The organism is Streptomyces graminilatus (assembly GCF_001418565.1).
Taxonomy (GTDB): domain Bacteria; phylum Actinomycetota; class Actinomycetes; order Streptomycetales; family Streptomycetaceae; genus Streptomyces; species Streptomyces graminilatus.
The window spans coordinates 13,367-37,282 of sequence record NZ_LIQQ01000279.1 but is presented as its reverse complement, the minus strand read 5'-3'; the positions used below and the strand labels follow the sequence as shown (position 1 = coordinate 37,282).

At 70.7% G+C, this 23,916-nt stretch carries 18 protein-coding genes and 1 pseudogene; 5 read left to right on the top strand and 14 right to left on the bottom strand.

Annotated features, from left to right (window positions below; all coding sequences use genetic code 11):
* Positions 1–84, bottom strand: a pseudogene (locus AOK08_RS44850) (DUF4937 domain-containing protein); the annotation flags it as partial.
* 154 nt (positions 85–238) lie between these two features.
* Here AOK08_RS44850 and AOK08_RS23540 point away from each other — a divergent pair.
* Positions 239–772, top strand: coding sequence for a TerD family protein (locus AOK08_RS23540; protein WP_055529516.1), 534 nt, complete (start codon positions 239–241; stop codon positions 770–772).
* A gap of 126 nt (positions 773–898) precedes the next feature.
* Here AOK08_RS23540 and AOK08_RS23535 read toward each other — a convergent pair whose 3' ends face one another.
* Together AOK08_RS23535 and nrdR are read right to left on the bottom strand one after the other, a co-directional pair.
* Entirely contained in the window at positions 899–3,805 is a 2,907-nt protein-coding gene (locus AOK08_RS23535) for a vitamin B12-dependent ribonucleotide reductase (protein ID WP_055529514.1), read from the bottom strand.
* Between the two features lie 165 nt (positions 3,806–3,970).
* On the bottom strand, positions 3,971–4,522 hold the full coding sequence (gene nrdR / locus AOK08_RS23530) for a transcriptional regulator NrdR (RefSeq protein ID WP_055529520.1): 552 nt from the start codon (positions 4,520–4,522) through the stop codon (positions 3,971–3,973).
* 542 nt (positions 4,523–5,064) lie between these two features.
* On the opposite strand from nrdR, the gene lexA reads away from it, so the two are divergent.
* Positions 5,065–5,844 carry a transcriptional repressor LexA gene (gene lexA, locus AOK08_RS23525; RefSeq protein ID WP_055529512.1) on the top strand — a complete coding sequence of 260 codons (780 nt, stop codon included), beginning with the start codon at positions 5,065–5,067 and terminating at the stop codon, positions 5,842–5,844.
* A 147-nt stretch (positions 5,845–5,991) separates the two neighbouring features.
* On the opposite strand, the gene AOK08_RS23520 is transcribed toward lexA, so the two are convergent.
* The 4 genes from AOK08_RS23520 to AOK08_RS23505 all read right to left on the bottom strand — a co-directional run bounded on the left by AOK08_RS23520 (position 5,992) and on the right by AOK08_RS23505 (position 12,475).
* On the bottom strand, positions 5,992–8,028 hold the full coding sequence (locus tag AOK08_RS23520; RefSeq protein ID WP_055529510.1) for an ATP-dependent DNA helicase: 2,037 nt from the start codon (positions 8,026–8,028) through the stop codon (positions 5,992–5,994).
* Positions 8,029–8,112: 84 nt separating this feature from the next.
* Entirely contained in the window at positions 8,113–8,808 is a 696-nt protein-coding gene (locus tag AOK08_RS23515; RefSeq protein ID WP_055529508.1) for a GNAT family N-acetyltransferase, read from the bottom strand.
* A gap of 82 nt (positions 8,809–8,890) precedes the next feature.
* On the bottom strand, positions 8,891–10,894 hold the full coding sequence (locus tag AOK08_RS23510) for an IucA/IucC family protein (protein WP_055529507.1): 2,004 nt from the start codon (positions 10,892–10,894) through the stop codon (positions 8,891–8,893).
* 81 nt (positions 10,895–10,975) lie between these two features.
* A complete protein-coding gene (locus tag AOK08_RS23505; protein WP_422125768.1) occupies positions 10,976–12,475 on the bottom strand; it encodes a diaminobutyrate--2-oxoglutarate transaminase family protein in 1,500 nt (499 codons plus the stop codon).
* Positions 12,476–12,786: 311 nt separating this feature from the next.
* Here AOK08_RS23505 and AOK08_RS23500 point away from each other — a divergent pair, with 311 nt between their 5' ends.
* Positions 12,787–14,022 (top strand): trypsin-like serine peptidase, encoded by a 1,236-nt coding sequence (locus AOK08_RS23500; protein WP_079054226.1) that lies wholly within the window; start codon positions 12,787–12,789, stop codon positions 14,020–14,022.
* 109 nt (positions 14,023–14,131) lie between these two features.
* Here the strand turns inward: AOK08_RS23500 and hflX are convergent, their stop codons facing one another.
* The 6 genes from hflX to miaA all read right to left on the bottom strand — a co-directional run bounded on the left by hflX (position 14,132) and on the right by miaA (position 22,353).
* Positions 14,132–15,628, bottom strand: coding sequence for a GTPase HflX (gene hflX, locus AOK08_RS23495; protein ID WP_079054225.1), 1,497 nt, complete (start codon positions 15,626–15,628; stop codon positions 14,132–14,134).
* 177 nt (positions 15,629–15,805) lie between these two features.
* Complete coding sequence (locus AOK08_RS23490) at positions 15,806–17,260, bottom strand: M1 family metallopeptidase (protein WP_055529499.1); 1,455 nt, start codon at positions 17,258–17,260, stop codon at positions 15,806–15,808.
* Between the two features lie 69 nt (positions 17,261–17,329).
* On the bottom strand, positions 17,330–19,567 hold the full coding sequence (locus AOK08_RS23485; protein WP_055529497.1) for a RelA/SpoT family protein: 2,238 nt from the start codon (positions 19,565–19,567) through the stop codon (positions 17,330–17,332).
* A 298-nt stretch (positions 19,568–19,865) separates the two neighbouring features.
* Positions 19,866–20,735 (bottom strand): diaminopimelate epimerase, encoded by an 870-nt coding sequence (gene dapF, locus AOK08_RS23480; protein ID WP_055529495.1) that lies wholly within the window; start codon positions 20,733–20,735, stop codon positions 19,866–19,868.
* Positions 20,736–20,817: 82 nt separating this feature from the next.
* Positions 20,818–21,306, bottom strand: a complete 489-nt coding sequence (locus tag AOK08_RS23475) for a hypothetical protein (RefSeq protein ID WP_055529494.1) — start codon at positions 21,304–21,306, stop codon at positions 20,818–20,820.
* A 108-nt stretch (positions 21,307–21,414) separates the two neighbouring features.
* The gene (miaA, locus tag AOK08_RS23470; protein WP_055529484.1) at positions 21,415–22,353 is read right to left on the bottom strand and encodes a tRNA (adenosine(37)-N6)-dimethylallyltransferase MiaA; all 939 of its coding nucleotides are present in this window, start codon (positions 22,351–22,353) and stop codon (positions 21,415–21,417) included.
* A 181-nt stretch (positions 22,354–22,534) separates the two neighbouring features.
* Between miaA and AOK08_RS23465 the strand changes: the two genes are divergently transcribed.
* Together AOK08_RS23465 and AOK08_RS23460 are read left to right on the top strand one after the other, a co-directional pair.
* Positions 22,535–22,810 carry a hypothetical protein gene (locus AOK08_RS23465; protein ID WP_055529482.1) on the top strand — a complete coding sequence of 92 codons (276 nt, stop codon included), beginning with the start codon at positions 22,535–22,537 and terminating at the stop codon, positions 22,808–22,810.
* 23 nt (positions 22,811–22,833) lie between these two features.
* Positions 22,834–23,103 (top strand): antitoxin, encoded by a 270-nt coding sequence (locus AOK08_RS23460; protein WP_055529480.1) that lies wholly within the window; start codon positions 22,834–22,836, stop codon positions 23,101–23,103.
* Between the two features lie 97 nt (positions 23,104–23,200).
* On the opposite strand, the gene AOK08_RS23455 is transcribed toward AOK08_RS23460, so the two are convergent.
* Positions 23,201–23,914 (bottom strand): class III extradiol dioxygenase subunit B-like domain-containing protein, encoded by a 714-nt coding sequence (locus AOK08_RS23455; RefSeq protein ID WP_055529478.1) that lies wholly within the window; start codon positions 23,912–23,914, stop codon positions 23,201–23,203.
* Between the last annotated feature and the right edge of the window lie 2 nt (positions 23,915–23,916).

Here is a 23,916-nt window from a genome sequence, read left to right as displayed (position 1 = left end):
CCCCAGAAGTCCCGCCCATTTTCGCTGCCCCCGTTCGAAACCGCGGCGGTCCACCACGGTGCAGCGAATCCACTTGACCAGCACCGCGCCATCGTAAGGCCCAGTGGCGTGGCGCCGGTCACGCTCGGGCGTACTGCGACCGCGCGAGCGCCCCCGCGCGCGTGGCACGATGGACAACCAGCGGTGGTGTACCGGCAGTTGACGCGACAGCACACGGCGAACGGGGAAGGGAAGTCTGGTGAAGGCCCTCAACAAGGGGATCCGCAAGGCCGAAGTCCAACTGAAGTGGGATCCGAGTCCGGCAGGTCAGCCGCCCACCGATCTCGACATCGTCGCCGCGACCTATACGGCGACCGATCCGTACGGCGATCCCGCCTATCTGGTGCACTTCGACAGCCGTTCCCCGGACGGCACGATCACGCTCAACCGGGACAGCGCGGACGGGAAGGGCTTCGGCTGGGACGAGGTCATGACACTGGAGCTCGACCGGCTGGGCGCCCAGTACGCGCGCGTGGTGGTCGGCGTCATCATCCAGCAGGGCTCCACGCACCGGACGTTCGCGGGCGTCCTGGGGCCGGGCATGCGCATTCGTGAGGGCTACACCGTCCTGGCCGAGGGCGACTTCGGCACCGTGACGGGGTCCACGGCCGCCACCATCGGCGAGTTCGTCCGTGACGAGGACGGGTCGTGGGACTTCCACTCCGGCGTCCAGGGCTTCGAGGACGACCCGTCGGCATTCACCAGGGAGATGGGCCGTATGCGCCAGGCCTGATCCCGCCCCGGAAACACCCCGGGACGAAGGTCGCACGGCCCACGGCACGACGAAGGAGGGGCACCGGCACATGGCCGGCACCCCTCCTTCCTCATTCACCCGACGGTCGGGGACCGTCCGGCGCCGCTAGCTGCAACCGCTGGTCGACCCGCAGCCCTCGCAGATGTAGCAGGACCCGGCCCGCTGCATCTTCGTACCGCAGGAGAAGCACAGCGGGGCGTCCGCCTGGATGCCGAGTTGCATCTCCACCAGTTCGGCACTGGTGTGGACCTGCGTCAGCACGGGCTCCGGGGCCTGGGCGGCGACCGCCTTCGGGGCGGCCACGGCCTTCAGCTCCTGGGCGCGGGGCGCCGACTGGGCCAGGCCCTCGATGTCGACCTCTTCATCGTCGATGGACGGCTCGTAGGACCCCGTCTCCAGGTGACGCTGGCGCTCGTCGGCCGAGTGGATGCCGAGGGCGGAGCGCGTCTCGAAGGGGAGGAAGTCCAGCGCGAGGCGGCGGAAGATGTAGTCGACGATCGACTGGGCCATGCGGACATCGGGGTCGTCCGTCATGCCGGCCGGCTCGAAGCGCATGTTCGTGAACTTCGAGACGTACGTCTCCAGCGGCACGCCGTACTGGAGGCCCACCGAGATGGCGATCGAGAAGGCGTCCATCATGCCCGCGAGGGTGGAGCCCTGCTTGGACATCTTCAGGAAGACCTCGCCGAGACCGTCGTCCGGGTAGGAGTTGGCGGTCATGTAGCCCTCGGCGCCGCCGACCGTGAAGGACGTGGTGATGCCGGGGCGGCCCTTCGGGAGGCGCTTGCGGACCGGGCGGTACTCGACGACCTTCTCGACGGCCTCACGGATCGTCGCCTCGGTCTTCGCGGTCACCGCGGTCTTCTCGTCCTCCTTCTTCTTGACGGAGAGCGGCTGGCCGACCTTGCAGTTGTCGCGGTAGATCGCGAGCGCCTTGACGCCCATCTTCCACGCCTCGAAGTAGATCTCCTCGACCTCCTCGACGGTCGCCGTCTCCGGCATGTTGACCGTCTTGGACAGGGCGCCGGAGATCCACGGCTGGATCGCGGCCATCATCCGGACGTGGCCCATCGCGGAGATGGTCCGCTCGCCCATGGCGCAGTCGAACACCTCGTAGTGCTCGTGCTTGAGGCCCGGGGCGTCGATCACATGGCCGTGCTCGGCGATGTGGGCGACGATCGCCTCGATCTGCTCCTCCTGGTAGCCCAGGCGGCGCAGGGCCTGCGGGACCGTGCCGTTGACGATCTGCATCGAGCCGCCGCCGACGAGCTTCTTGAACTTGACCAGCGCGAGGTCGGGCTCAAGACCCGTGGTGTCGCAGGACATCGCGAGACCGATGGTGCCGGTCGGGGCGATGACGGACGCCTGGGCGTTACGGAAACCGTTCTTCTCGCCGATGCGGACGACGTCCTGCCAGGCCTCCGTGGCGGCGGCCCAGATCGGGGTGTCCAGGTCGTCGACGCGGACGGCCTTGGTGTTCTCGTCGGCGTGCTGCTTCATGACCCGCAGGTGCGGCTGCGCGTTGCGGGCGTAACCGTCGTACGGGCCGACGACCGCGGCGAGTTCGGCGGAGCGGCGGTACGACGTGCCGGTCATCAGGGAGGTGATGGCACCGGCGAGGGCACGGCCGCCCTCGGAGTCGTACGCGTGACCGGTCGCCATCAGCAGGGCGCCCAGGTTGGCGTAGCCGATGCCGAGCTGGCGGAACGCGCGCGTGTTCTCGCCGATCTTCTGGGTCGGGAAGTCGGCGAAGCAGATGGAGATGTCCATCGCGGTGATGACCAGCTCGACGACCTTGGCGAACCTGTCGATCTCGAAGGACTGGCGGCCCTTGCCGTCGTCCTTGAGGAACTTCATCAGGTTCAGGGAGGCCAGGTTGCAGGACGTGTTGTCCAGGTGCATGTACTCGCTGCACGGGTTCGAGCCGTTGATACGGCCGGACTCCGGGCACGTGTGCCACTGGTTGATCGTGTCGTCGTACTGGATGCCCGGGTCGGCGCAGGCCCAGGCGGCCTCGGCCAGCTTGCGGAAGAGCGACTTGGCGTCGACCTCCTCGATGACCTCGCCGGTCATCCGGGAGGTGAGGCCGAACTTGCCGCCCGCCTCGACGGCCTTCATGAACGTGTCGTTCACACGGACCGAGTTGTTGGCGTTCTGGTACTGGACGGACGTGATGTCGTCGCCGCCCAGGTCCATGTCGAAGCCCGCGTCGCGCAGGGCGCGGATCTTCTCCTCTTCCTTCACCTTGGTCTCGATGAAGTCCTCGATGTCGGGGTGGTCGACGTCGAGGATGACCATCTTGGCCGCGCGGCGGGTGGCGCCGCCCGACTTGATCGTGCCGGCCGACGCGTCGGCGCCGCGCATGAAGGAGACCGGCCCGGAGGCGTTGCCGCCGGAGGAGAGCAGTTCCTTGGAGGAGCGGATCCGGGAGAGGTTCAGGCCGGCGCCGGAGCCGCCCTTGAAGATCATGCCCTCTTCCTTGTACCAGTCGAGGATCGACTCCATGGAGTCGTCGACGGACAGGATGAAGCAGGCCGAGACCTGCTGGGGCTGCGGGGTGCCGACGTTGAACCAGACGGGGCTGTTGAAGCTGAAGATCTGGTGCAGGAGGGCGTACGCCAGCTCGTGCTCGAAGATCTCGGCGTCGGCCGGGGAGGCGAAGTACTTGTACTCCTCACCGGCCTTCGTGTACGTCTTCACGATGCGGTCGATGAGCTGCTTGAGGCTCACCTCGCGCTGCGGGGTGCCGACGGCACCGCGGAAGTACTTGCTGGTGACGATGTTGACCGCGTTCACCGACCAGAACTCGGGGAACTCGACGCCACGCTGCTCGAAGTTGACCGAGCCGTCGCGCCAGTTGGTCATGACGACGTCACGGCTCGCCCACTCGACCTCGTCGTACGGGTGCACGCCGGGGGTGGTGTGGATGCGCTCGATGCGCAGCCCCTTGCTCGCCTTGATGCTGCCCTTGGCGCGGGAACTCCGTGCCGGACCGCTCGCCGTCTCTGTCATGCCGCCTCCCTGTATCGGGCAAAACGCCCAGAAGTGCCACACTGTTCCCGTGACACGGTGCTGTTTCTTGCGCTGCGGGCACCTTCTCGCTGCCGCCCGCAGCAGGTCCTTGGATCGCCGTTCCCGGGGCCGGTCCGAACACGCGGTCCGGGTCGGGCCCGCCGGTCAGTCGGCGGCGTTGGCGGGCACGGGGACCGAAGCAGTCCCTCCGGACCCGCGATCGTCTTCCTGGCGCCCCACATCCGGGTCTTCGTCGTCCACGGCGGGGCGGCGCGATGCTTCCCTGAGCTCCGCGACGGCGGCCTCGAAGTCGTCCAGCGAGTCGAACGCCCGGTAGACGGACGCGAATCGCAGGTAGGCGACGAGGTCGAGTTCCTGCAAGGGGCCGAGTATGGCCAGCCCCACGTCATGGGTGGTCAGCTCGGCGCTTCCGGTGGCGCGCACCGCCTCCTCGACCCGCTGGCCGAGCTGGGCGAGAGCGTCCTCGGTGACAGGCCGCCCCTGGCATGCCTTGCGCACGCCGTTGATGACCTTCGTACGGCTGAACGGTTCGGTGACTCCGGACCGCTTGACCACCATGAGCGAACACGTCTCGACGGTCGTGAACCGACGGGAGCAGTCAGGACACTGGCGGCGCCTGCGGATCGACGTGCCGTCGTCGGTCGTTCGACTGTCGACCACACGGCTGTCGGGGTGCCTGCAGAAGGGGCAGTGCATGTTCTCCAACCCTCCCTCACAGCAGACTCAATGGCCTCGCAAAGGCCTTTGAGCCCCTCGAAGCAGCCCCCAGCATAGGTGATGCCCGAGGGTCCGAAGACCCGGGGGACCACAACTTCTGGGCTACGGCCGCAATCCAACCACTAGATGTGGGGATTGGCTCGTACATCCATCATGCGGCGCGTGTCGCACCGGTCTCGGCCCGCGCCCTGCGGCCACGCCGCCACGGCAGGCCGGATCCGGCACGGGCGTACCGCTCGGAGAACATGCGGAGATACGGTGAGAACCGCGTGCGACAGGGGTCGATCCCCGGTCGGCGGGGTTCCGGATGGCAGACTTGAGCACCGGCCCAAGAGGTCGCCGCCTCGGCGGTGAGGCTACAACAAAGGGGCCCTCCGTCCGCCCGGCACAGCGGAAGCCATACACCCAAACATCTGATCGCGGCAGACCATCCACAATTTTTCACTCGAACGTGTGTTTGGCGCAACCTTTCGAAAGCAACTACCGTTGCACTGCACGGGAGACCATCGAGAGGGGCCGACGTGACCACCACCGCAGACAGTGCCACCATCACTGCCCAGGACCGCTCCCAGAGCCGATTCGAGCCGGTGCATGCGATGAACGAAGCCACGAATCCTGAGGGACCCAAGCGGTCCCTCCCTGGACGACCTCCAGGAATCCGAGCGGACAGCTCGGGACTCACCGACCGGCAACGGCGCGTGATCGAGGTCATCAGGGACTCTGTGCAACGACGCGGTTACCCGCCGTCGATGCGCGAGATCGGGCAGGCAGTCGGCCTCTCCAGTACCTCATCCGTCGCACATCAGCTCATGGCTCTGGAGCGCAAGGGATTCCTGCGCCGCGATCCGCATCGCCCGCGTGCCTATGAGGTACGCGGTTCCGACCAAGGGGCTTCCGTACAGCCCGCGGACACCACGGGCAAGCCCGCCGCGTCGTACGTCCCGCTCGTGGGCCGTATCGCCGCCGGCGGTCCCATCCTCGCCGAGGAATCGGTCGAGGACGTGTTCCCCCTCCCCCGCCAACTGGTGGGTGACGGAGAGCTCTTCGTCCTCAAGGTCGTCGGTGACTCGATGATCGAGGCCGCGATCTGCGACGGCGACTGGGTCACCGTACGACGCCAGCCGGTCGCCGAGAACGGCGACATCGTGGCCGCCATGCTGGACGGCGAGGCCACCGTCAAGCGCTTCAAGCGCGAGGACGGCCACGTCTGGCTCCTCCCGCACAACTCCGCGTACCAGCCGATCCCCGGCGACGAGGCGACGATCCTCGGCAAGGTGGTGGCGGTCCTCCGCCGCGTGTGAGAGGTGCGGGAGGCGGGGTCTTACGGACCCCACCCCTGACCGGGTCCCGGAACCCCTGCGCCGGTTCCGGGGCCCTGCCCTGTCCCGTGTTTCGGGCGCGCCAGTGGGCCGGCCACCGACCGAAGTCGGTGGCCGGCCCATCGGCGTCTACGCCTCTTCCGCCGCCTCGGCCTGCTCGGCTGCCGAGGCCTCCTCCGTCTGCTTCGCCGCCGCGTCGATCGCGGCCAGCGACCGCCGGACCACATGGGGGTCCGTAGTGGACCAGAAGTTCGGCAGCGACGCCTTCAGATAGCTCCCGTACCGGGCCGTCGCGAGGCGCTGGTCCAGGACGGCGACGACACCGCGATCCCCCGTCGCCCGTACGAGGCGGCCGGCGCCCTGGGCCATGAGGAGCGCCGCGTGGGTTGCGGCGACAGCCATGAAGCCGTTGCCGCCAGCGTCCTCGACGGCCTTCTGGCGGGCGCTCATCAGGGGGTCGTCCGGGCGCGGGAACGGGATCTTGTCCATGACGACGAGCTGGCAACTGGCACCCGGGACGTCAACGCCCTGCCAGAGCGACAGCGTGCCGAACAGACAGGTCTTCGGGTCGGCCGCGAAGTTCTTGATCAGCTCACCGAGCGTCTCCTCGCCCTGGAGGAGGATCGGGAACTCGGGGATACGGGAACGGAGTTCCTCCGCCGCCAGCTGGGCCGCCCGCATCGAGGAGAACAGGCCGAGGGTCCGCCCGCCCGCCGCCTGGATCAGCTCCGTGAGCTCGTCGAGCATGTCCCCGCGGTCACCGTCGCGCGCGGGACGCGCCAGGTGCTTGGCGACGTACAGGATGCCCTGCTTCGGGTAGTCGAACGGCGAGCCGACATCGACGCCCTTCCACTGCGGGAGGTCGTCGCCCGCAGTGCCCTCCGGGGCGAGGCCCAGGGAGGCGCCGACGCCGTTGAAGTCGCCACCCAGTTTGAGAGTCGCCGAGGTCAGGACAACCGAGCGGTCCGTGAACAGCTTCTCCCTGAGGAGCCCCGACACCGACATCGGGGCGACGCGCAGGGAGGCCCCGCTGGGTCGATATGCGGCTCCGCCGCGGGGCTCGTGCCGTTCGTACCAGACGACGTCCCACTCGGAGCCGTTCGCGATCCGCTCCGCGACGTCGTGCACGGACTCCACCGAGGCCAGCGCCTGTTTGCGGACCGCGTCCTCGTCCTGGACCGACTTGTCGCGGGTCGCGCCGATCCCGGAGATCACCGTGCGGGCGGCGTCCCGCAGTGCCATCAGGGCGTACCCGAGGTCTTCCGGGATCTCCTCCAGGCGGCCGGGCAGGGCCAGCTCCATCACCCGCTCGAAGCCCTCGGCCGCCGTCTGGAGCTGGTCGGCGGCCTTCTCGTTCACCAGCTTCGCCGCACGGCGTACGGCACGGTTGACCTGGCCCGGAGTGAGCTCGCCGGTGGCCACTCCGGTGACCCGCGAGACCAGTTCGTGCGCCTCGTCGACGATCAGCACCTCGTGCTGCGGGAGAACCGGCGCGCCCTCGATGGCGTCGATCGCGAGCAGCGCGTGGTTCGTGACGATCACCTCGGCGAGCTTGGCGCGCTCGCGGGCCATCTCGGCGAAGCACTCGGCTCCGTACGCGCACTTCGAGGCGCCCAGGCACTCGCGGGAGGAGACGGAGACCTGCGCCCAGGCGCGGTCGGAGACGCCGGGGGTGAGGCCGTCGCGGTCGCCGGTCTCGGTCTCGTCCGACCATTCGCGCAGGCGCAGCAGGTCCTGGCCCAGCTTGCTGGTGGGGGCCGCCGCCTCGAACTGGTCGAAGAGGCCCTCTTCCTCGTCCTGCGGCACGCCCTCGCGGAGGCGGTGCAGGCACAGGTAGTTCGATCTGCCCTTGAGCATCGCGAACTCGGGGCGGCGGCGCAGCACCGGGTGCAGCGCGTCGACCGTGCGGGGCAGGTCGCGCTCCACGAGCTGGCGCTGGAGGGCGAGGGTCGCGGTCGCGACCACGACCCGCTCCCCGTGCGCGAGCGCGGGCACGAGGTAGCCGAGCGACTTTCCGGTGCCGGTGCCTGCCTGGATCAGCAGATGGGATCCGTCGTCGATCGCCTCCGCGACGGCTTCGGCCATGGTCACCTGGCCGGGGCGCTCCGTACCGCCGACAGCGGTGACGGCAGCGTGCAGGAGTTCGGGGAGTGAGGGCTTCGTCATAGCGCGACCACCCTACGGGGCGGCACTGACAATCGGGTGATCAAGGCGGAAGCCCACGGCCGGAGCAGGGGTGCCGCAAGAGGTCTACAGGGCATCGCGCAGGCCCCGGTCCCGGATCATGAGGGCGGCCCGCTTGGCGGGCAGATCGACCTCCGCGGAGAACCGGAAACCGGCGCTCAGGAAGGCCGACACGGAGGGCGTGTTGCGCAGATCCGGCTCCGCGACCACCCGCCCGCAGCGGGGCCGGTGGTCGAGTACGAGGTCGGCGACCGCCCTGAGCAGGATGCCGCCCAGTCCGCGCCCGCGATCGGCGACACCGCCGAGCAGAAGATGCAACCCGGTGTCGTGGGGCCGGGCGGGATAGTGCCGGGCCAGCGGATCGAGGTCGGCGCGGTAGATCTCCCAGTAGCTCATCGGGGTGCCCTCCAGCACGCCGAGACAGGGGACGCTGCGTCCGTCGCCGTCGAGCTGGGACCGCAGATGGGCCTCGGTCACGCATTCGGTGCCGGCGAGTTCCCAGAAGGTGGCGACGGTGGGGTCGTTTATCCAGCGCCCGATGAGCGGCAGATCGCGCTCGACCTGTACGGGGAGGAGGCGGAAGGAGCCGGCGGGCGTGCGGCACGGTCCCCAGTCCTCGACGCGGTCGAGGAGATCGTCGGCGTACATGGCGAGGAAGTCGTCGGGCAGGCGCAGCTCCAGCGTGTCCTCGCTGTCGGCGCCGGGCGGAAAGTAGGCGGTCGGGGCGGTACGGGCGTCGGTGCGGGCGTCGGCGGGAGGCACGGGACGCTCCTCTCAGGAGATGGGGTGTGTCGTGTTCCTCGGGGTGAAAGGGAGTTGGCGTCGGCAATGGCTGTCGGAGCCGTCAGGAACGCAGGGGGTTGGCGATGGTGACGTAGACGGACTGGGTGTCGACCGGGCCGACGAGTTCGTCGAGACCGTGCAGCCGGGTCAGCAGGTTGGCCTTGCAGCGAAGCACGGGTGAGTCCAGCAGCCGACCGGGCAGGGACGTGCGCAGCCGGGCGGGACCGGAGGCGATGTCTCCGAGGAAGCACCGGAAGGCGGCCAGCAGCAACTGTTCGTCGGCGAGCCGCTGGGAGCCGAACGCGCCGATGAGGCCGAGGACGTTGTTGATGCCGAGGTAGTAGGCGAAACGTTCGTCGGTTACCTCGTCGGAGACGAACGTGTCGCTCCGCTCGCCGATGCCCGGCAGCCGGGAGTCGAGTTCGGCGCGCCGGGACTCACGGAAGTAGTACCCCTGGTTGTCGCGGTAGCGGCCTCCCCGGGGCCAGCCGTCGCCGTCCAGCAGGAGCAGGGTGTTCTGCTGGTGGGCCTCCAGGGCGATGCCCGCCTCGCTGTCCAGCCAGAGCACGGGTCGTACGACCTGCTCCAGGTAGCGCAGGAACCACTCGGTGGCGACGGCGCCTCGGGGGCGGCCGGTGCGTCCGGCGAGCCGGGTGACGACCCCGGCCAGCCGGGACCACGGGGCCGGGCCCTCCGGGCGCCGGTCCGCCGGATCGCCCGGGTGGGAGTGGGGCCGGGGGGAGACGAGTCCGGCGACGCAGGACACGTCGTCCGCCGGGTGGAAGGGGTTGTGCCGGATCACCACGTCCAGACCGGGGACTGGACTGCCGTCGGGGTCGTCGACGGCGAGCCAGGCCGGGTCGCGGACGATGTCGAAGCCCGGGTGGGCGGCCTGCCACTGCTTGGCCAGTCCGCCGCGCAGCAGCCGGTGCACCTCGACGCCCCGGTGGAGTTCCTTGCGGAGGTTCTCGCGCCGGGAGTTGGTGATGCGCAGCCCCAGCGAGAGTTTCAGCATCGCGGGGGCGCCCGAGCGGTGGACGGTGCGGACGGACGACGTGGGATGCCAGGGCGAGCCGTGGGTGCACAGGTCGCGGAGCAGCCCGGCTTCGAACAGGGCCGCGATCTGCGGGCGGTGGCGGGTCTCCCGGATCTGCCAGGGGTGCAGCGGGAGGGCCGCGTAGCCGTCGGGCAGCGGCAGGGCCGCGCCGATGAGCTGTTCGGTGAGCTGTTCGGCGCGGATGGGTCGGCCTCGCTCGGTCCAGGCGGAGTCGGTGGCGAGTACGGAGGGTGCCACCGCGATCCAGTGCAGCGGGAAGGAGCCGCGCAACTCCGGTGAGTAGAGCCGGGCCTCGGCCTCGGCGAGCCCCTCGCGGCTCTTCGGGGTCGGATGCAGCGGGTGGCCGAGCAGCAGCGCCTGCTCGGCGGCGAGGAAGAGATCGGGCCCGTCGGCAGGCTGCGCACGCCGGTCGCCGATGAAGGCGGCGGTACGGCGGACGGAGTCGGCGACACGTGCGACCAGGTCGACCGCGTCGGGGGGCAGGACGGAGGACGTCGGCGACGAGGCCGGGGCATCGGTCGCCGCAGCCGCGCTGCCCGCATCGTCCGTGGACGCGTCGGCCACCGGGTCGGCTCCGGTTGCCGCCTCGGTGCCGTCGTACGCCTCCCGCGCGAGCAGTGTCGCGACGGTGACCGCGTCGGCCGCCGGGGCGCCCGCCGGGGCGTCGGCCAGGTGGGGGAGGCCGAAGCGGTGCCAGCCGGTCGGGGACCAGTAGTGGACGGGAGCCAGCAGGGCGGTGCCGCTGGTGGGGAGGGGGATGCGGAGGGTGCCGTCCTCCGGCGCGGCGAGGTCGTTCTCCCGTACCCAGCAGCGCAGCAGGTTCTCGGTGGCGGCGGCCTGGGCCGCGGTGTGGGGGTCGAGGTGTTCCAGGAGGTCGGCCGTGGCGCCGCGCGCCCACCCGGCGCCACCGGCCGCTCCCTTCTGGCGGGGCACGGTGTCGGTCCCGGGCCCGGAACCTCGCGCGGTCGTGGGGTGGGAACGGCCTTCGGGTACGGGGATGCTGTTCAAGACCATTCCTCGCGAGGTTGTTCGGGTGCGCGTACGGGTGGGGAGACGAACGGAGTCGGTACGGGCGGACGCCGGCCCCGGCTACCCCGCTCGCTCTGCGTGGGTGGCGGCCGGGCGGCCGGGGTCGGTGTGGCCGCGTGCCACCGCCGCCACGGCGTCGGCCAGGCGGTCGAGTACGGCGGTGGCCTGTTCGTCGCTGATGGTCAGCGGCGGCAGCAGGCGGACGACGCTCGCCCGGCGTCCGCCGAGTTCGACGATCAGGCCCCGGCGCAGACACTCCCGCTGTACGGCGGCGGCCAGTTCGGGCGCCACGGGACATGGCCCCCCGTCGGCCGGCCTCGGGAAGACCTCCGGGTCACCGTCGATGGAGTCGGCAGTGGACTCCGCGCCCCGCTGAGCACCCGGTTCGACCAGTTCGACCCCGATCATCAGCCCCCGGCCACGGACATCGCCGATGATCGGGAACTCCGCCGCCAGTCCCCGGAGTCGGGTGAGCATGCGGGCGCCCAGGGTGCCGGCGCGTTCGGCGAGGCCGTGCTCGCGGACGTACGCCAGGGTGGCCGTGCCGGCGGCCATGGCGAGCTGGTTGCCACGGAACGTGCCCGCGTGGGCGCCGGGTTCCCAGACGTCGAGGTCGTCGCGGTAGACCACGACGGCCAGCGGCAGGCTGCCGCCGATCGCCTTGGACAGCACCATCACATCGGGGGTGACCCCGCTGTGCTCCACCGCCCAGAACGTGCCGGTGCGGCCCACTCCCGTCTGGATCTCGTCCGCGATCAGCGGGATCGAGCGGGACTCGGTGATCCGGCGCATGCGCCGCATCCAGGCGTCCGGCGCGGGATTCACCCCGCCCTCGCCCTGGACGGGTTCGAGGATCATCCCGGCGGGCAGGGGCACTCCCGACTTGGGGTCGTCGAGGACGGACTCGGTCCAGCGGGCGGCGAGTTCGGCGCCCCGGTCGCCGCCCATCCCGAAGGGGCAGCGGTAGTCCTGGGGGAACGGCAGCCGCGCGACGCGTACGTCGGCCGCGTGGCCTGAGGCGCCCAGGGACCCTGCGGTCATGCCGTGATAGGCCCCCGCGAAGGCGAGCATCCCGGTGCGGCCGGTGGCGGCGCGCACGAGCTTGAACGCGGCCTCCACCGCGTCCGTCCCGGCCGGTCCGCAGAACTGCACGCGCGCGTGGTCGGCGAGTCCGGGCGGCAGGGTGCGGAACAGTTCGGTGATGAAGGCGTCCTTGACGGGGGTCGCCAGGTCGAGGACGTGCAGGGGCGCCCCCGAGTCGAGGACCTTGCGGATCGCCTCCAGCACGACGGGGTGGTTGTGGCCGAGGGCCAGCGTTCCCGCGCCCGAGAGGCAGTCGAGGTACCGGCGGCCGTCGGCACCCTCGATCGTCAGCCCGCGCGCCCGTACGGGGACGATCGGCAGGGAGCGCGCATAGGTGCGGGCCGCCGATTCACGCGCCGACTGGCGCCGCAGGATTCCCTCGTGCGCCCCGCGCGCGCCCGCGCACGCGTCGGCCTGGCCGTCCGCCTGCTCAACCACCCGGGGCTCCCGTGCTCCCGCTCGCGACCCCGGCTCCATGGACTCCCGCAGCCCCAATGCCCCAACTCCCCGCTGTTCCGCTGCTCCGCCGTCCCCGACGAGCACCAACTCGCCGATACACCCCTTCCGTTACCAACACCCTTTGGACCTCAGGAGTCACGGGTCGGCTCAAGATCCTTGCGGGGGCGTCACATTGACGGCCCAAAGGACGATCGGCGGACGCTCCCGGGACCTGACCGCCTGTAGCGAAACAGTTGCCGTTCCGGCGGATGTGTCCCACTGCGACCGCATAATGTGTGATGCCGAACGGGGACAGCACACGGTTCGACAACGCCAGGGGGAGTCAGATCATGCGACCCATACGCCCACCCTTCATCGCCCGGAACGGGAGGGGCGCACGCCGCGGATCCTCCCCCGTGCCCGCCGTCGTCGGCCTTGTCGTGGCGCTCGCGCTCACCGCCACCGCCTGCGGGTCCGGCACCGGCTCCGGGGGTTCCGAGGCGAGCGGGCAGTCCTCCGCGTCCGCGACCGACGACGGTGCCGGGAAGATCACGATCCCGGACGGGCTCAGGGACAAGCTCAAAGAGCACGGGATCGACATCGACAAGTGGAAGAACGGCGCCTGGAAGAACTGGGACAAGGACGACTGGCTGCGCGAGGCCCAGGACTACGTCAACCCGATCATCCAGGGCCTCTGGGACGCGGAGCGCATGCGGAACGCCGGCGACCCGGAGAAGAGCGTCGACGCGAACGACCTCTCGGGCGACCAGGGTGTCACCGACCCGACACCTCGGGCGGTGCGGGCCAGGGCGGTGGCGCCCGCCTACCACGCCAATGCGCCCGAGGCGGGCAAGGTGTTCTTCGACGCGCCCGAGGGCACGATGGTCTGCTCGGCCACCGTGGTGACGGATCCCGCCCACCCCGGGAAGTCGAACCTCGTCTGGACGGCGGGCCACTGCGTGCACGCCGGGAAGAAGGGCGGCTGGTACCGCAACATCGCCTTCGTGCCGTCGTACAACGACGCGGGCAGGTCGGGCGCCGAGCTGGAGAACACTCCCCGCGAGGAGGTCGCTCCGTACGGTGTCTGGTGGGGTGACTGGACGCGGACGTCCGACCAGTGGATCGCGCAGGGCGGCTCGACCGGCGGGGACGGGGCACCGTACGACTTCGCGGTCATCCATGTGACGCCGGAGCAGGGCGGCAGCGGCAAGTCACTGGAGGAGACGGTCGGTTCGGCGCTGCCGGTGGACTTCGACGCGCCTGCGGTGTCGCAGGTGGAGAGCATCACGGCGACGGGCTATCCGGCGGCTGCGCCGTTCGACGGCGAGACGATGTACCAGTGCCAGGACAGGCCGGGCCGGCTGTCGATCGTCAGGTCGGACCCGACGATGTACCGGATCGGCTGCACCATGACTGGCGGCTCCTCCGGCGGCGGCTGGGTCACCACAGGCTCCGACGGCAACCCGGCCCTGATCTCCAACACCTCGATCGGCCCGGCGAGTTCGGGCTGGCTGGCAGGCCCGAGGCTGGGCAAGGTGGCAAAGGGCGTGTACGACGAGGTGAGCGCCAAGTACGCCGACCAGTAACAACGGTTGGCCTCCATACCTACGGCATGGAGGCCAACCCAGGGGCGCGGGGAACTGCGCGACCAGCCACGACGGCCCCGCAGACGACGAACAACCCCCTAGGCGGAGCCTAGAGCGACACTGCCGCCGGAACATACGGCGAAAGTTCCGCCGCCAACTCCTCGTGCACCCGCGCCTTCAGCAACGTGCCCTCCCCGGTGTGCTCCTCGGAGATCACCTCGCCCTCGGTGTGGGCACGGGCGACCAGCTTGCCGTGGGTGTACGGCACGAGCGCCTCGATCTCGACCGAGGGCCGGGGCAGCTCGTTGTCGATCAGCGCGAGCAGTTCGTCGATGCCCTGACCGGTGCGGGCGGACACCCCGATCGACCGCGTCTCCATCCGCATCAGCCGCTGGAGCGTCAGCGGATCCGCCGCGTCGGCCTTGTTGATCACGACGATCTCGGGTACGCCGGTGGCGCCGACGTCCCTGATGACCTCGCGCACGGCGGCCAACTGCTCCTCCGGCGCCGGGTGCGAACCGTCGACCACGTGCAGGATCAGGTCGGCGTCGCCGACCTCCTCCATGGTGGAGCGGAACGCCTCGACCAGGTGGTGCGGCAGGTGCCGGACGAAACCGACGGTGTCGGTCAGCGTGTACAGGCGTCCACTCGGGGTCTCGGCCCGGCGCACGGTCGGGTCGAGCGTCGCGAACAGGGAGTTCTCGACCAGGACGCCCGCGCCTGTGAGGCGGTTGAGCAGAGAGGACTTGCCCGCGTTGGTGTAACCCGCGATGGCCACGGACGGCACCTTGTGGCGGCGACGCTCCTGGCGCTTGATCTCGCGGCCGGTCTTCATCTCCGCGATCTCCCGGCGCATCTTCGCCATCTTCTCGCGGATCCGGCGCCGGTCCGTCTCGATCTTGGTCTCACCGGGGCCACGGGTGGCGAGGCCGCCGCCCTTGCCGCCGCCCATCTGACGGGACAGCGACTGACCCCAGCCTCGCAGCCTCGGCAGCATGTACTGCATCTGCGCGAGCGCGACCTGTGCCTTGCCCTCTCGGGACTTGGCGTGCTGGGCGAAGATGTCGAGGATCAGGGCCGTACGGTCGATGACCTTGACCTTGACGACGTCTTCGAGGGCGATGAGCTGGCCGGGGCTGAGCTCACCGTCGCAGATGACGGTGTCCGCGCCGGACTCGACGACGATGTCCCGCAGTTCGAGGGCCTTGCCGGAGCCGATGAAGGTGGCCGCGTCGGGCTTGTCACGGCGCTGGACGACGCCGTCGAGCACGAGCGCGCCCGCGGTCTCCGCGAGGGCGGCGAGTTCGGCGAGCGAGTTGTCCGCGTCCCTGATGGTGCCCGTGGTCCACACACCTACGAGCACGACCCGCTCCAGACGGAGCTGGCGGTACTCGACCTCGGTGACGTCCTCGAGCTCGGTGGAGAGGCCTGCCACGCGGCGCAGGGCCGCGCGCTCGGAGCGGTCGAACTGGTCGCCGTCCCGCTCTCCGTCGATCTCGTGGCTCCAGGCGACGTCCTCTTCCATCAGGGCATCGGCCCGAAGACCTTCGGGGTAGGTGTGCGCGAGGCGCTCAGTGTCCTGGGAAGGGGAAGAAGAGGAGGTCATTGGGTCCTTACGTCGATGGGGTTTCGGTGTGCGGTGACGGAGCGAGCCCCGTCACCGAGCACAACGTACAAGCGTGCCGGGAGATTCCCGGAAGCCGTCCGTGAGGCCGGGGCGGTGCCGCCGACCTGAAGATGGTCGCACGGCACGCCCCGTCTCGTCACGGTGTTATTTCGCGCGCTATGTCGTGGGCGCGACGGACTTCCAGTCCGGGTGCCCGGGCATCGGCGGCGTCTTCTCCGCGTACAGCCAGGCCTGGAAGAACGCGCTCAGGTCCCGCCCCGCGATGTCGGAGGCGAGGCGCTCGAAGTCGGCGGTGCCCGCGACGCCGTCCTTGTGGAGGCCGACCCACGCCTCCTCCACCCGTTCGAACGCCGGGCGGCCGATCTCCTGGCGCAGGGCGTAGAGGGCGAGGGCGGCCCCGTCGTAGACGTTCGGGCGGAAGATGCCGATCTTCTGGCCGGCCTTGGGCGGCTTGGGGGCGGCCGGTGGTCCGCCGGTGGCCCGCCAGCGGTCCGAGGCGCCGTACGCCGCCTTCATGCGGTCGGCGAGCTTCCGGCCCGCCTTCTCCTCCGCGTACAGGGCCTCGTACCAGGTGGCGTGTCCTTCGTTGAGCCACAGGTCGGACCAGGTGCGCGGGCTCACGCTGTCGCCGAACCACTGGTGGGACAGTTCGTGGACCATGATCGAGTCGACGTACCACTCGGGGTAGGCGGGCTCGGTGAACAGGTCTCTCTCGAAGAGGGAGAGGGTCTGCGTCTCCAGCTCGAAGCCGGTCGACGCCTCGGCCATGAGGACCCCGTACGTCTCGAACGGGTAGCGGCCGACCTTGCTCTCCAGCCACTCGATCTGCGCGGGCGTCTTCTTCAGCCACGGTTCGAGCAGCGCGCGGTCCTTGGTGGGCACGACATCGCGTACGGGCAGGCCGTGCGGTCCGGCGCGGTGCACCACGGTGGAGCGGCCGATGGACACCTGGGCCAGCTCGGTGGCCATGGGGTGCTGGGTGCGGTACGTCCAGGTCGTGGCACCGCCGACGCGGTCGACGCCGGTCGGCAGACCGTTGGCCACGGCCGTATAGGCGTTCGGGGCGGTGACCCTGATGGTGAACATCGCCTTGTCGGAGGGGTGGTCGTTGCACGGGAACACCAGGTGCGCGACATCGGCCTGGTTGGCCATGGCCAGGCCGTCGTTCGTCCGCACCCAGCCGCCGTCCCGGCCTCCCGGGGACACGGGGTCGCTGGTGTGCCGCACGGTGATCCGTGTCCAGCTCCCGGCGAGCAGCGGTTTCCGGGGCGTCACCACCAGGTCCTCGTCGGCGCCGGCGAACGTCGCGGGCTCGCCGTCGACCTCGACCGAGGACACCGTGCCGTGGGAGAAGTCGAGGTTGATCCGGTCGAGTTCGGTGGTCGTCCAGGCGTCGATGGTCGTGACGGCCGACAGCGGCTTGCTGTTGGTTCCCGGGTAGCTGAAGGCGAGGTCGTACGACGCCACGTCGTACCCGGGGTTGCCCAGGTGCGGGAAGAGGCGGTCGCCGACACCCAGGGGTGCCGCGGGGGCACTCGCGGCGAGGAGGCAGACGGAGACGGCGGAGGCGAGCAGCGCCGGCATGAACCGGGTGCGGGGGTTGAGCAGCATGCACCACCGCTACCAGCGCCCGCCCGCCGGAGGGCGACGACTCGCGCCGGGCCCACCCGAACGGGTGGCTCAGGGAACGGCGACGTGATGCTGCGCCCGGCTCACGTCGTACACGCCCGGCACATTGCGCATGGCCCGCATGAGAGCCGGAAGGTGCGCGGCGTCCGGGAGTTGGAGGGTGTAGGTGTGCCGTACGCGTTGCTGGCTGGGGGGTTCGACGGTCGCCGAGACGATCGCGACGCCCTCCAGGGCGATGGCTTCGGTGAGGTCGGCCAGCAGGTGGGGCCGGCCGAACGATTCGGCGACCAGGGTCACCCGGGCCTCGGTGGTGTCCCCCCAGTGCACGCCGACCTCCGCGCGCCCCGAGCTCTTCATGTGCGCCACCCCGGCGCACTCCACCCGGTGGACGGTCACCACTCCCCCGCGCACGGCGAAGCCGGTGACCTCGTCGGGCGGTACGGGCGTACAGCAGCCGGCGAGGCGTACGGTCGCGCCGGGCTGGTCGACGACGGCGGTCGCGGCGGGGTCGGAGGACGCGGTGCCGCCCTTGGCCGAGCGGGCGTCGGCGGCCACTCGGGCGGCCTCCGCGGTGGCCTCCTCGGCCTGTGTGGGGTCGCCGGAGGATCTCGGCGCCGCGTTCGCCGGGTCGCTGTGCGCCGGATGGGCGGCCAGCCAGCGCTGGATGGCGATCCTGGCCACGGGCGTGTGGGCGTGCTCCAGCCACTCCCTGGAGGGCTCGGAGGCCGCGTCCTGCCCCATGAGGAGCTGGACGGTGTCGCCGTCCCGCAGAACCGTGCTCAGCGTCGCCAGCCGGCCGTTGACGCGGGCGCCGATGCAGGCGTGCGCGTCCTCGCCGTACAGGGCGTACGCGGCGTCCACGCAGCTCGCGCCCTCGGGCAGCCCCAGCGAGCCTCCGTCGGCCCGGAAGACGGTGATCTCGCGGTCCTGGGCGAGGTCCTCGCGCAGGGCGGACCAGAAGGTGTCGGGGTCGGGGGCGGCCTCCTGCCAGTCGAGCAGCCGGGACAGCCAGCCGGGCCGGGTGGGGTCGACGCGCTCGCCGTCGTCGAGTCCGGACCGTGCCCCGTCGCCGTCGGTCTGCTCCTCCGAAGGAGGAGCGTAGGGATTGCCGAGCGCGATGACGCCCGCTTCGGCGGCCTTGTGCATCCGGTGGGTGCGGATGAGCACTTCGGCGACCTGGCCGTCCGCGCGGGCGACGGCGGTGTGCAGCGACTGGTAGAGGTTGAACTTGGGTACGGCGATGAAGTCCTTGAACTCCGAGACGACGGGCGTCATGCAGGTGTGGAGCTCGCCGAGGACGCCGTAGCAGTCGGCGTCCTCGTTGACGAGGACCAGGACCCGTCCGAAATCGGAGCCGCGCAACTGGCCGCGCTTGCGCGACGCCCGGTGCAGGGAGACGAAGTGCCGTGGCCGGATGACGACTTCGGCCTGGATCCCCGAGTCGCGCAGTACCGTGCGCACCTCGTCTGCGATCTCGGCGAGCGGGTCGTCCGCGCGGGAGGTGTTGTCGACGATCAGCTCCCGGGTGTGGCGGTACTCCTCCGGGTGCAGGATCGCGAAGACCAGGTCCTCCAGTTCGGTCTTGAGCGCCTGGACGCCGAGGCGTTCGGCGAGCGGGATGAGCACGTCCCGGGTCACCTTGGCGATGCGTTCCTGCTTCTCGGGGCGCATCACGCCCAGGGTGCGCATGTTGTGCAGCCGGTCGGCGAGTTTGATCGACATCACGCGGACGTCGTTGCCGGTGGCGACCAGCATCTTGCGGAAGGTCTCGGGTTCGGCGGCGGCGCCGTAGTCGACCTTCTCCAGCTTGGTCACGCCGTCGACGATGTAGCGGACCTCGGCGCCGAACTCCTCGCCGACCTGATCGAGCGTCACGTCCGTGTCCTCGACGGTGTCGTGGAGCAGAGACGCCGTCAAGGTCGTGGTCTCCGCGCCGAGTTCGGCGAGGATGAGGGTCACGGCGAGCGGGTGCGTGATGTAGGGCTCGCCGCTCTTGCGCATCTGGCCGCGGTGCGAGGACTCGGCCAGGACGTAGGCCCGGCGCAGCGGTTCGAGGTCGGCCTCGGGGTGGTGGGCGCGGTGCACCTCGGCGACATGGCTGATGGCGTCGGGCAGCCGGTCGCGGGCCGCGGAGCCGAGGAAGGCCGCCCGGCCCAGCCGGCGCAGATCGATCCTGGGGCGGGTCCGCCGGCGGGGGGACGGGGATCCGTCCTGTTCGAGCGGTGCCGCGAGCTCGGGCGAGGATGTCGCAGCACCTGGGCTCGCGGGATTCGTGGCCTCCGCACTCATGGGCACCTCCGGCTACCTGGACCGGCGGACGGGATGCCCCATGGCGGACGACGGCTCAGGGGATGATGGTGTTCCCCCGTCCGGGCCGGTGCTTGATGCTACCGAGCCCACCACGCGCGGCCGACCACCTCTCGTCGAGCGTGAAACGGATCACCCATTCGAGCGACGGTTCGGACGTACGCGTTTCCGGGCCACCCGAGCGGAGACCAACCGTTTTTCCGGCCCCCAGATAACGCCGGATCCTTCTTTTCCCTGGTTCACGGAACTAATGGCCTGCAACATCAAGCCGTTGCCCGCTTCAGTTCACCGCGTTTTCCAGCCAATCCGCGTCGATCTCGCCCTCGGCGACGATCACCGCGGGACCGGTCATCTCGATCTCGCCGTCGGCCCGCTCGGTGATCACCAGGCGCCCGCCGGGCACATCGACGGTGTACGTCACCGGTGTCCCCGTCACGGCCGGGTCGGCGCCGTCGCGCCGGGCGGCGGCCACGGCGACGGCACACGCGCCCGTGCCGCACGAGCGGGTCTCGCCGGACCCGCGCTCGTGCACGCGCAGGGCGACGTGCCGCGGGCCCCGGTCGACCACGAACTCGATGTTGACCCCGTCCGGGTAGACGGAGGCCGGGCTGAACGGGGGCGTGGTGAACAGGTTGCCCGCGTGCGCGAGATCGTCCACGAAGGCGACCGCGTGGGGATTGCCCATGTTCACGTTCAGCGCGGGCCAGCTGCGCTCGTCGACCCGCACGGTGACCTCCCCTTCGGGGAGGAGTGCCTTGCCCATGCCGACGGTGACGTCCCCGCCCTTGGCGATGTGCACGCTCTTCACGCCCCCGCGCGTGGCGACCTTGAGGTCCCCTTCGGTCGCGTGTCCGGCCCGCTGGAGGTAGCGCGCGAAGACCCGCACCCCGTTGCCGCACATCTCGGCGATCGAGCCGTCGCCGTTGCGGTAGTCCATGAACCACTCCGCCTCGGCCGCCATGCCCCTGGCCTCGGGATGGGCGGCGGACCGCACGACGTGCAGCAGGCCGTCACCCCCGATGCCCGCACGCCGGTCGCACAGGGCGGCGACCGCGGCCGGGGGGAGGTCGACGAGGTTCTCGGGGTCGGGGACGATCACGAAGTCGTTCTCGGTCCCGTGTCCCTTGAGGAAGGCGATCCGCGTGCTCATCCCCCGATCGTACGGGGTGGGTACGACAGGGCGGATCTCGGTTCGCGCGCAGACAGGGCTGGTCCCGGGATCGGCGCCCGGCTCACCTCAGCCGGGCCACTCTCCACACGGCGAGCCCGATGACCACGACCACCGTCACGACGTACGCGAGCGCGACCCGCCAGTCCCGGCGGCCCTCACCGAGCCCCGGTGCCGAGTAGCCGACCCGGCGGGCGGCCATCATGCCCCAGCCCGCCGCGCAGGAGCAGATGAGCAGCCCCAGCATGGCGATCACGGCCCCGCTGTCGCCGAAGTCGAACGCCAGCGGGAAGGCGAACATCAGGGAACCGAGCGCCGCCAGGACCACGATCGGGGCGAGCTGCCAGATGCGCAGACGGCGCTGCGGCCGGAGTTCGACCTCGACCTCGGGACCGAGGAACATCTCGTCCGGTCCGGGTCCGTCGGCGGTCACGCCGCCCTGTGTCTCGTCGGGCCCGTCGGGGCTCAGACGATCCTCGTCCCGTTCCGTTTCGCCACCGTCACCTGTGATGTGTCCCACACCTTGTGCGGTGTCGCGAGGGCCGGCCTCCATCGCCACGCGCCCTCCCAACTCGGACTCCACTTGGTCGATCGAAGCTCGATGATGGCACGGCGCCGGAGGCCTGGATGACGGCCTGAGCGTCCCGATGCCAGGACGTGATCAGGCTGTGACCGGTCGTTCGACCAACGCCAGTGCGAGGTGCGGAAGTTCCGCAAGATCCGCCGCGGCCCCACTCAACCAGTGCACCCGGGGATCGCGCCTGAACCAGGAATCCTGACGGCGCGCGAAGCGCTTGGTGGCACGCACGGTCTCGGCGCGCGCCTCGTCCTCTCCGCACTCCCCGGCGAGCGCCGAGAGCACCTGCTGGTAACCCAGCGCGCGCGATGCCGTGCGCCCCTCGCGCAGGCCCCGCGCCTCCAGCGCGCGCACCTCGTCCACCAGCCCCGCCTCCCACATCCGGTCGACCCGGCGCGCGATGCGCTCGTCCAGCTCCGGGCGGGACACGTCGACGCCGATCTGCACGGTGTCGTACACGGAGTCGTGTCCCGGAAGGTTGGCGGTGAAGGGCTTGCCGGTGATCTCGATGACCTCCAGCGCCCGGACGATACGGCGGCCGTTGCTCGGCAGGATCGCCTGCCCGGCCCCGGGGTCGGCGGCGGCCAGCCGGGCGTGCAGGGCCCCGGAGCCGCGCAGGGCCAGCTCCTCCTCGAGCCGGGCCCTGACCTCGGGATCGGTGCCGGGGAACTCCAGGTTGTCGACGGCTCCGCGGACGTACAGGCCGGAGCCGCCGACCAGGACCGGCCAGCGGCCTTCGGCGAGCAGCGCGTCGATCCGCGCGCGGGCGAGGCGCTGGTACTCGGCGACGCTCGCCGCGACGGTCACCTCCCAGATGTCCAGGAGGTGGTGCGGGACTCCGCCGCGCTCCTCGGGCGTCAACTTGGCGGTGCCGATATCCATCCCCCGGTAGAGCTGCATCGAGTCGGCGTTGACGACCTCGCCGCCGAGACGCCGAGCGAGAAAGACGCCCAGATCGGACTTTCCGGCCGCGGTGGGGCCGACGACGGCGATGACTCGTGGGGTGGGGGCTGCGCTGCTCACCGCCACAGTCTCGCAAACCTGGGACCTCTCCTCGAACGAGCGACGTGACGGCGGCCATCCGGAGTCGTTGCCAGTTGCGAGGTTCGCGCCGCCGGATTCAGGAGGCGGTGACGGGTGCGACGCAAACGGACGCACCGGGCGACGCGGGATTTCGCCCGCACGAGTAACATATGGAGTGGATATGGGCGTTTTTGCACGGCTTCTTGGACGGTCGAAGACCACGGAGGACGCGTCGGCCGCCGACGAGCAGTCCGTGGCGGTGGCGGACGAGCCGACGGCGGAGGAGACGGAAGCTGCGAAGGAATCGACGGAGTCCGGCAGCGTCACCGAGACGGAGATCACGGCGGAGAAGACGGAAGCCGTGGCCGTCCCCGCCACCGAGGGCGTCGAGATCCCCAAGCAGCAGTCCGCCGAGGAGGCCGCCGACAGCGAGGCCGGTGAGGGCGCCCGCAGGTAATCGCCCGCGAGGGAAGGCGAAAAATGGGTCTGCTGGACACTTTGAAGGCAAAGCTAGCCCCGGCCAAGGAGAAGGTCTCGGACTTCGCGCACCAGCACGAGGGTCAGATCGAACGGGGTCTGGAGAAGGCCGCGAAGGTGGTCGACGAGAAGACCAGGGGCAAGTACAGCGACAAGATCCATACGGGCACCGGCAAGGCGAAGGGCGCCATGGACCGACTCGCGCACAAGGACGGCGGCACCCGGGACGACACGTTCACGCCACCCCCGGACGGACCGCCACCGGCTTCCTGACCGGCTTGAAGAACCGCACGACACATCGGCGGACGGCCGCGGAACCCACGTTCCCGGCCGTCCGCCGTGTCACGACGGCAACGGCCCGTGAAGCCGACTACGACCAGGCCGCGACCACGTACCCCACGCCGTACGGCGCGTCGTCGTAGAGCAGGACGCCCGCGAGGCCGGTGCTCTCGGCCGCGCCCGCGAGGACCTGCCAGGGCGCCCGGCCGGAGACCTTCAGTTCGTACGCCAGTTCCGCGTCCAGCGCCTTGAGGGCCGCCGCGTCCGCCGCCCCGAGAGCCCGCGCGACGTCCGCGTCGAACCCCGCCGCCCGCTCGTCCAGATACCCCGGCGCCTTGAGCGTGCGGCACGCGCTGGCGTCGCCCATCACCAGCAGGGCCACCCGCTCCGGCCGCCCGGCGATCTCCCTCCCGGCCGCGAGACACCGCTCGGCCGCCAGGGTCTCGGCCACGCCCAGACCTGCCACGGGCGCCTGGGACCACCCGGCCCGCTCCAGCAGCCAGGCGGCGACGGCGAGCGCCGCCGGCAGCTCCCGCTCCGCCGGTTCGGCGTCCCCCGTACCCAGGCGTACGCCGAGGTCAACCCCGAAGCCCCGGAACGAGCCCCGCGTGCCCTCCGGATGCGGGCCGCGCCCGCCCTCCCCGGCGGGCCCGACGACCAGCAGGCGGTCGGGACGGGAGGCCGCGAGTACCCCGAGCGCGTCCGCGCAGGCGGTGCGTGCGGCGTCCAGTTCGGGTGCGGCGCCCGCGGCCACCTCGGGCACGAGGAGCGGCGGGCAGGGGCAGACGGCGGCGGCGACAAGCATGA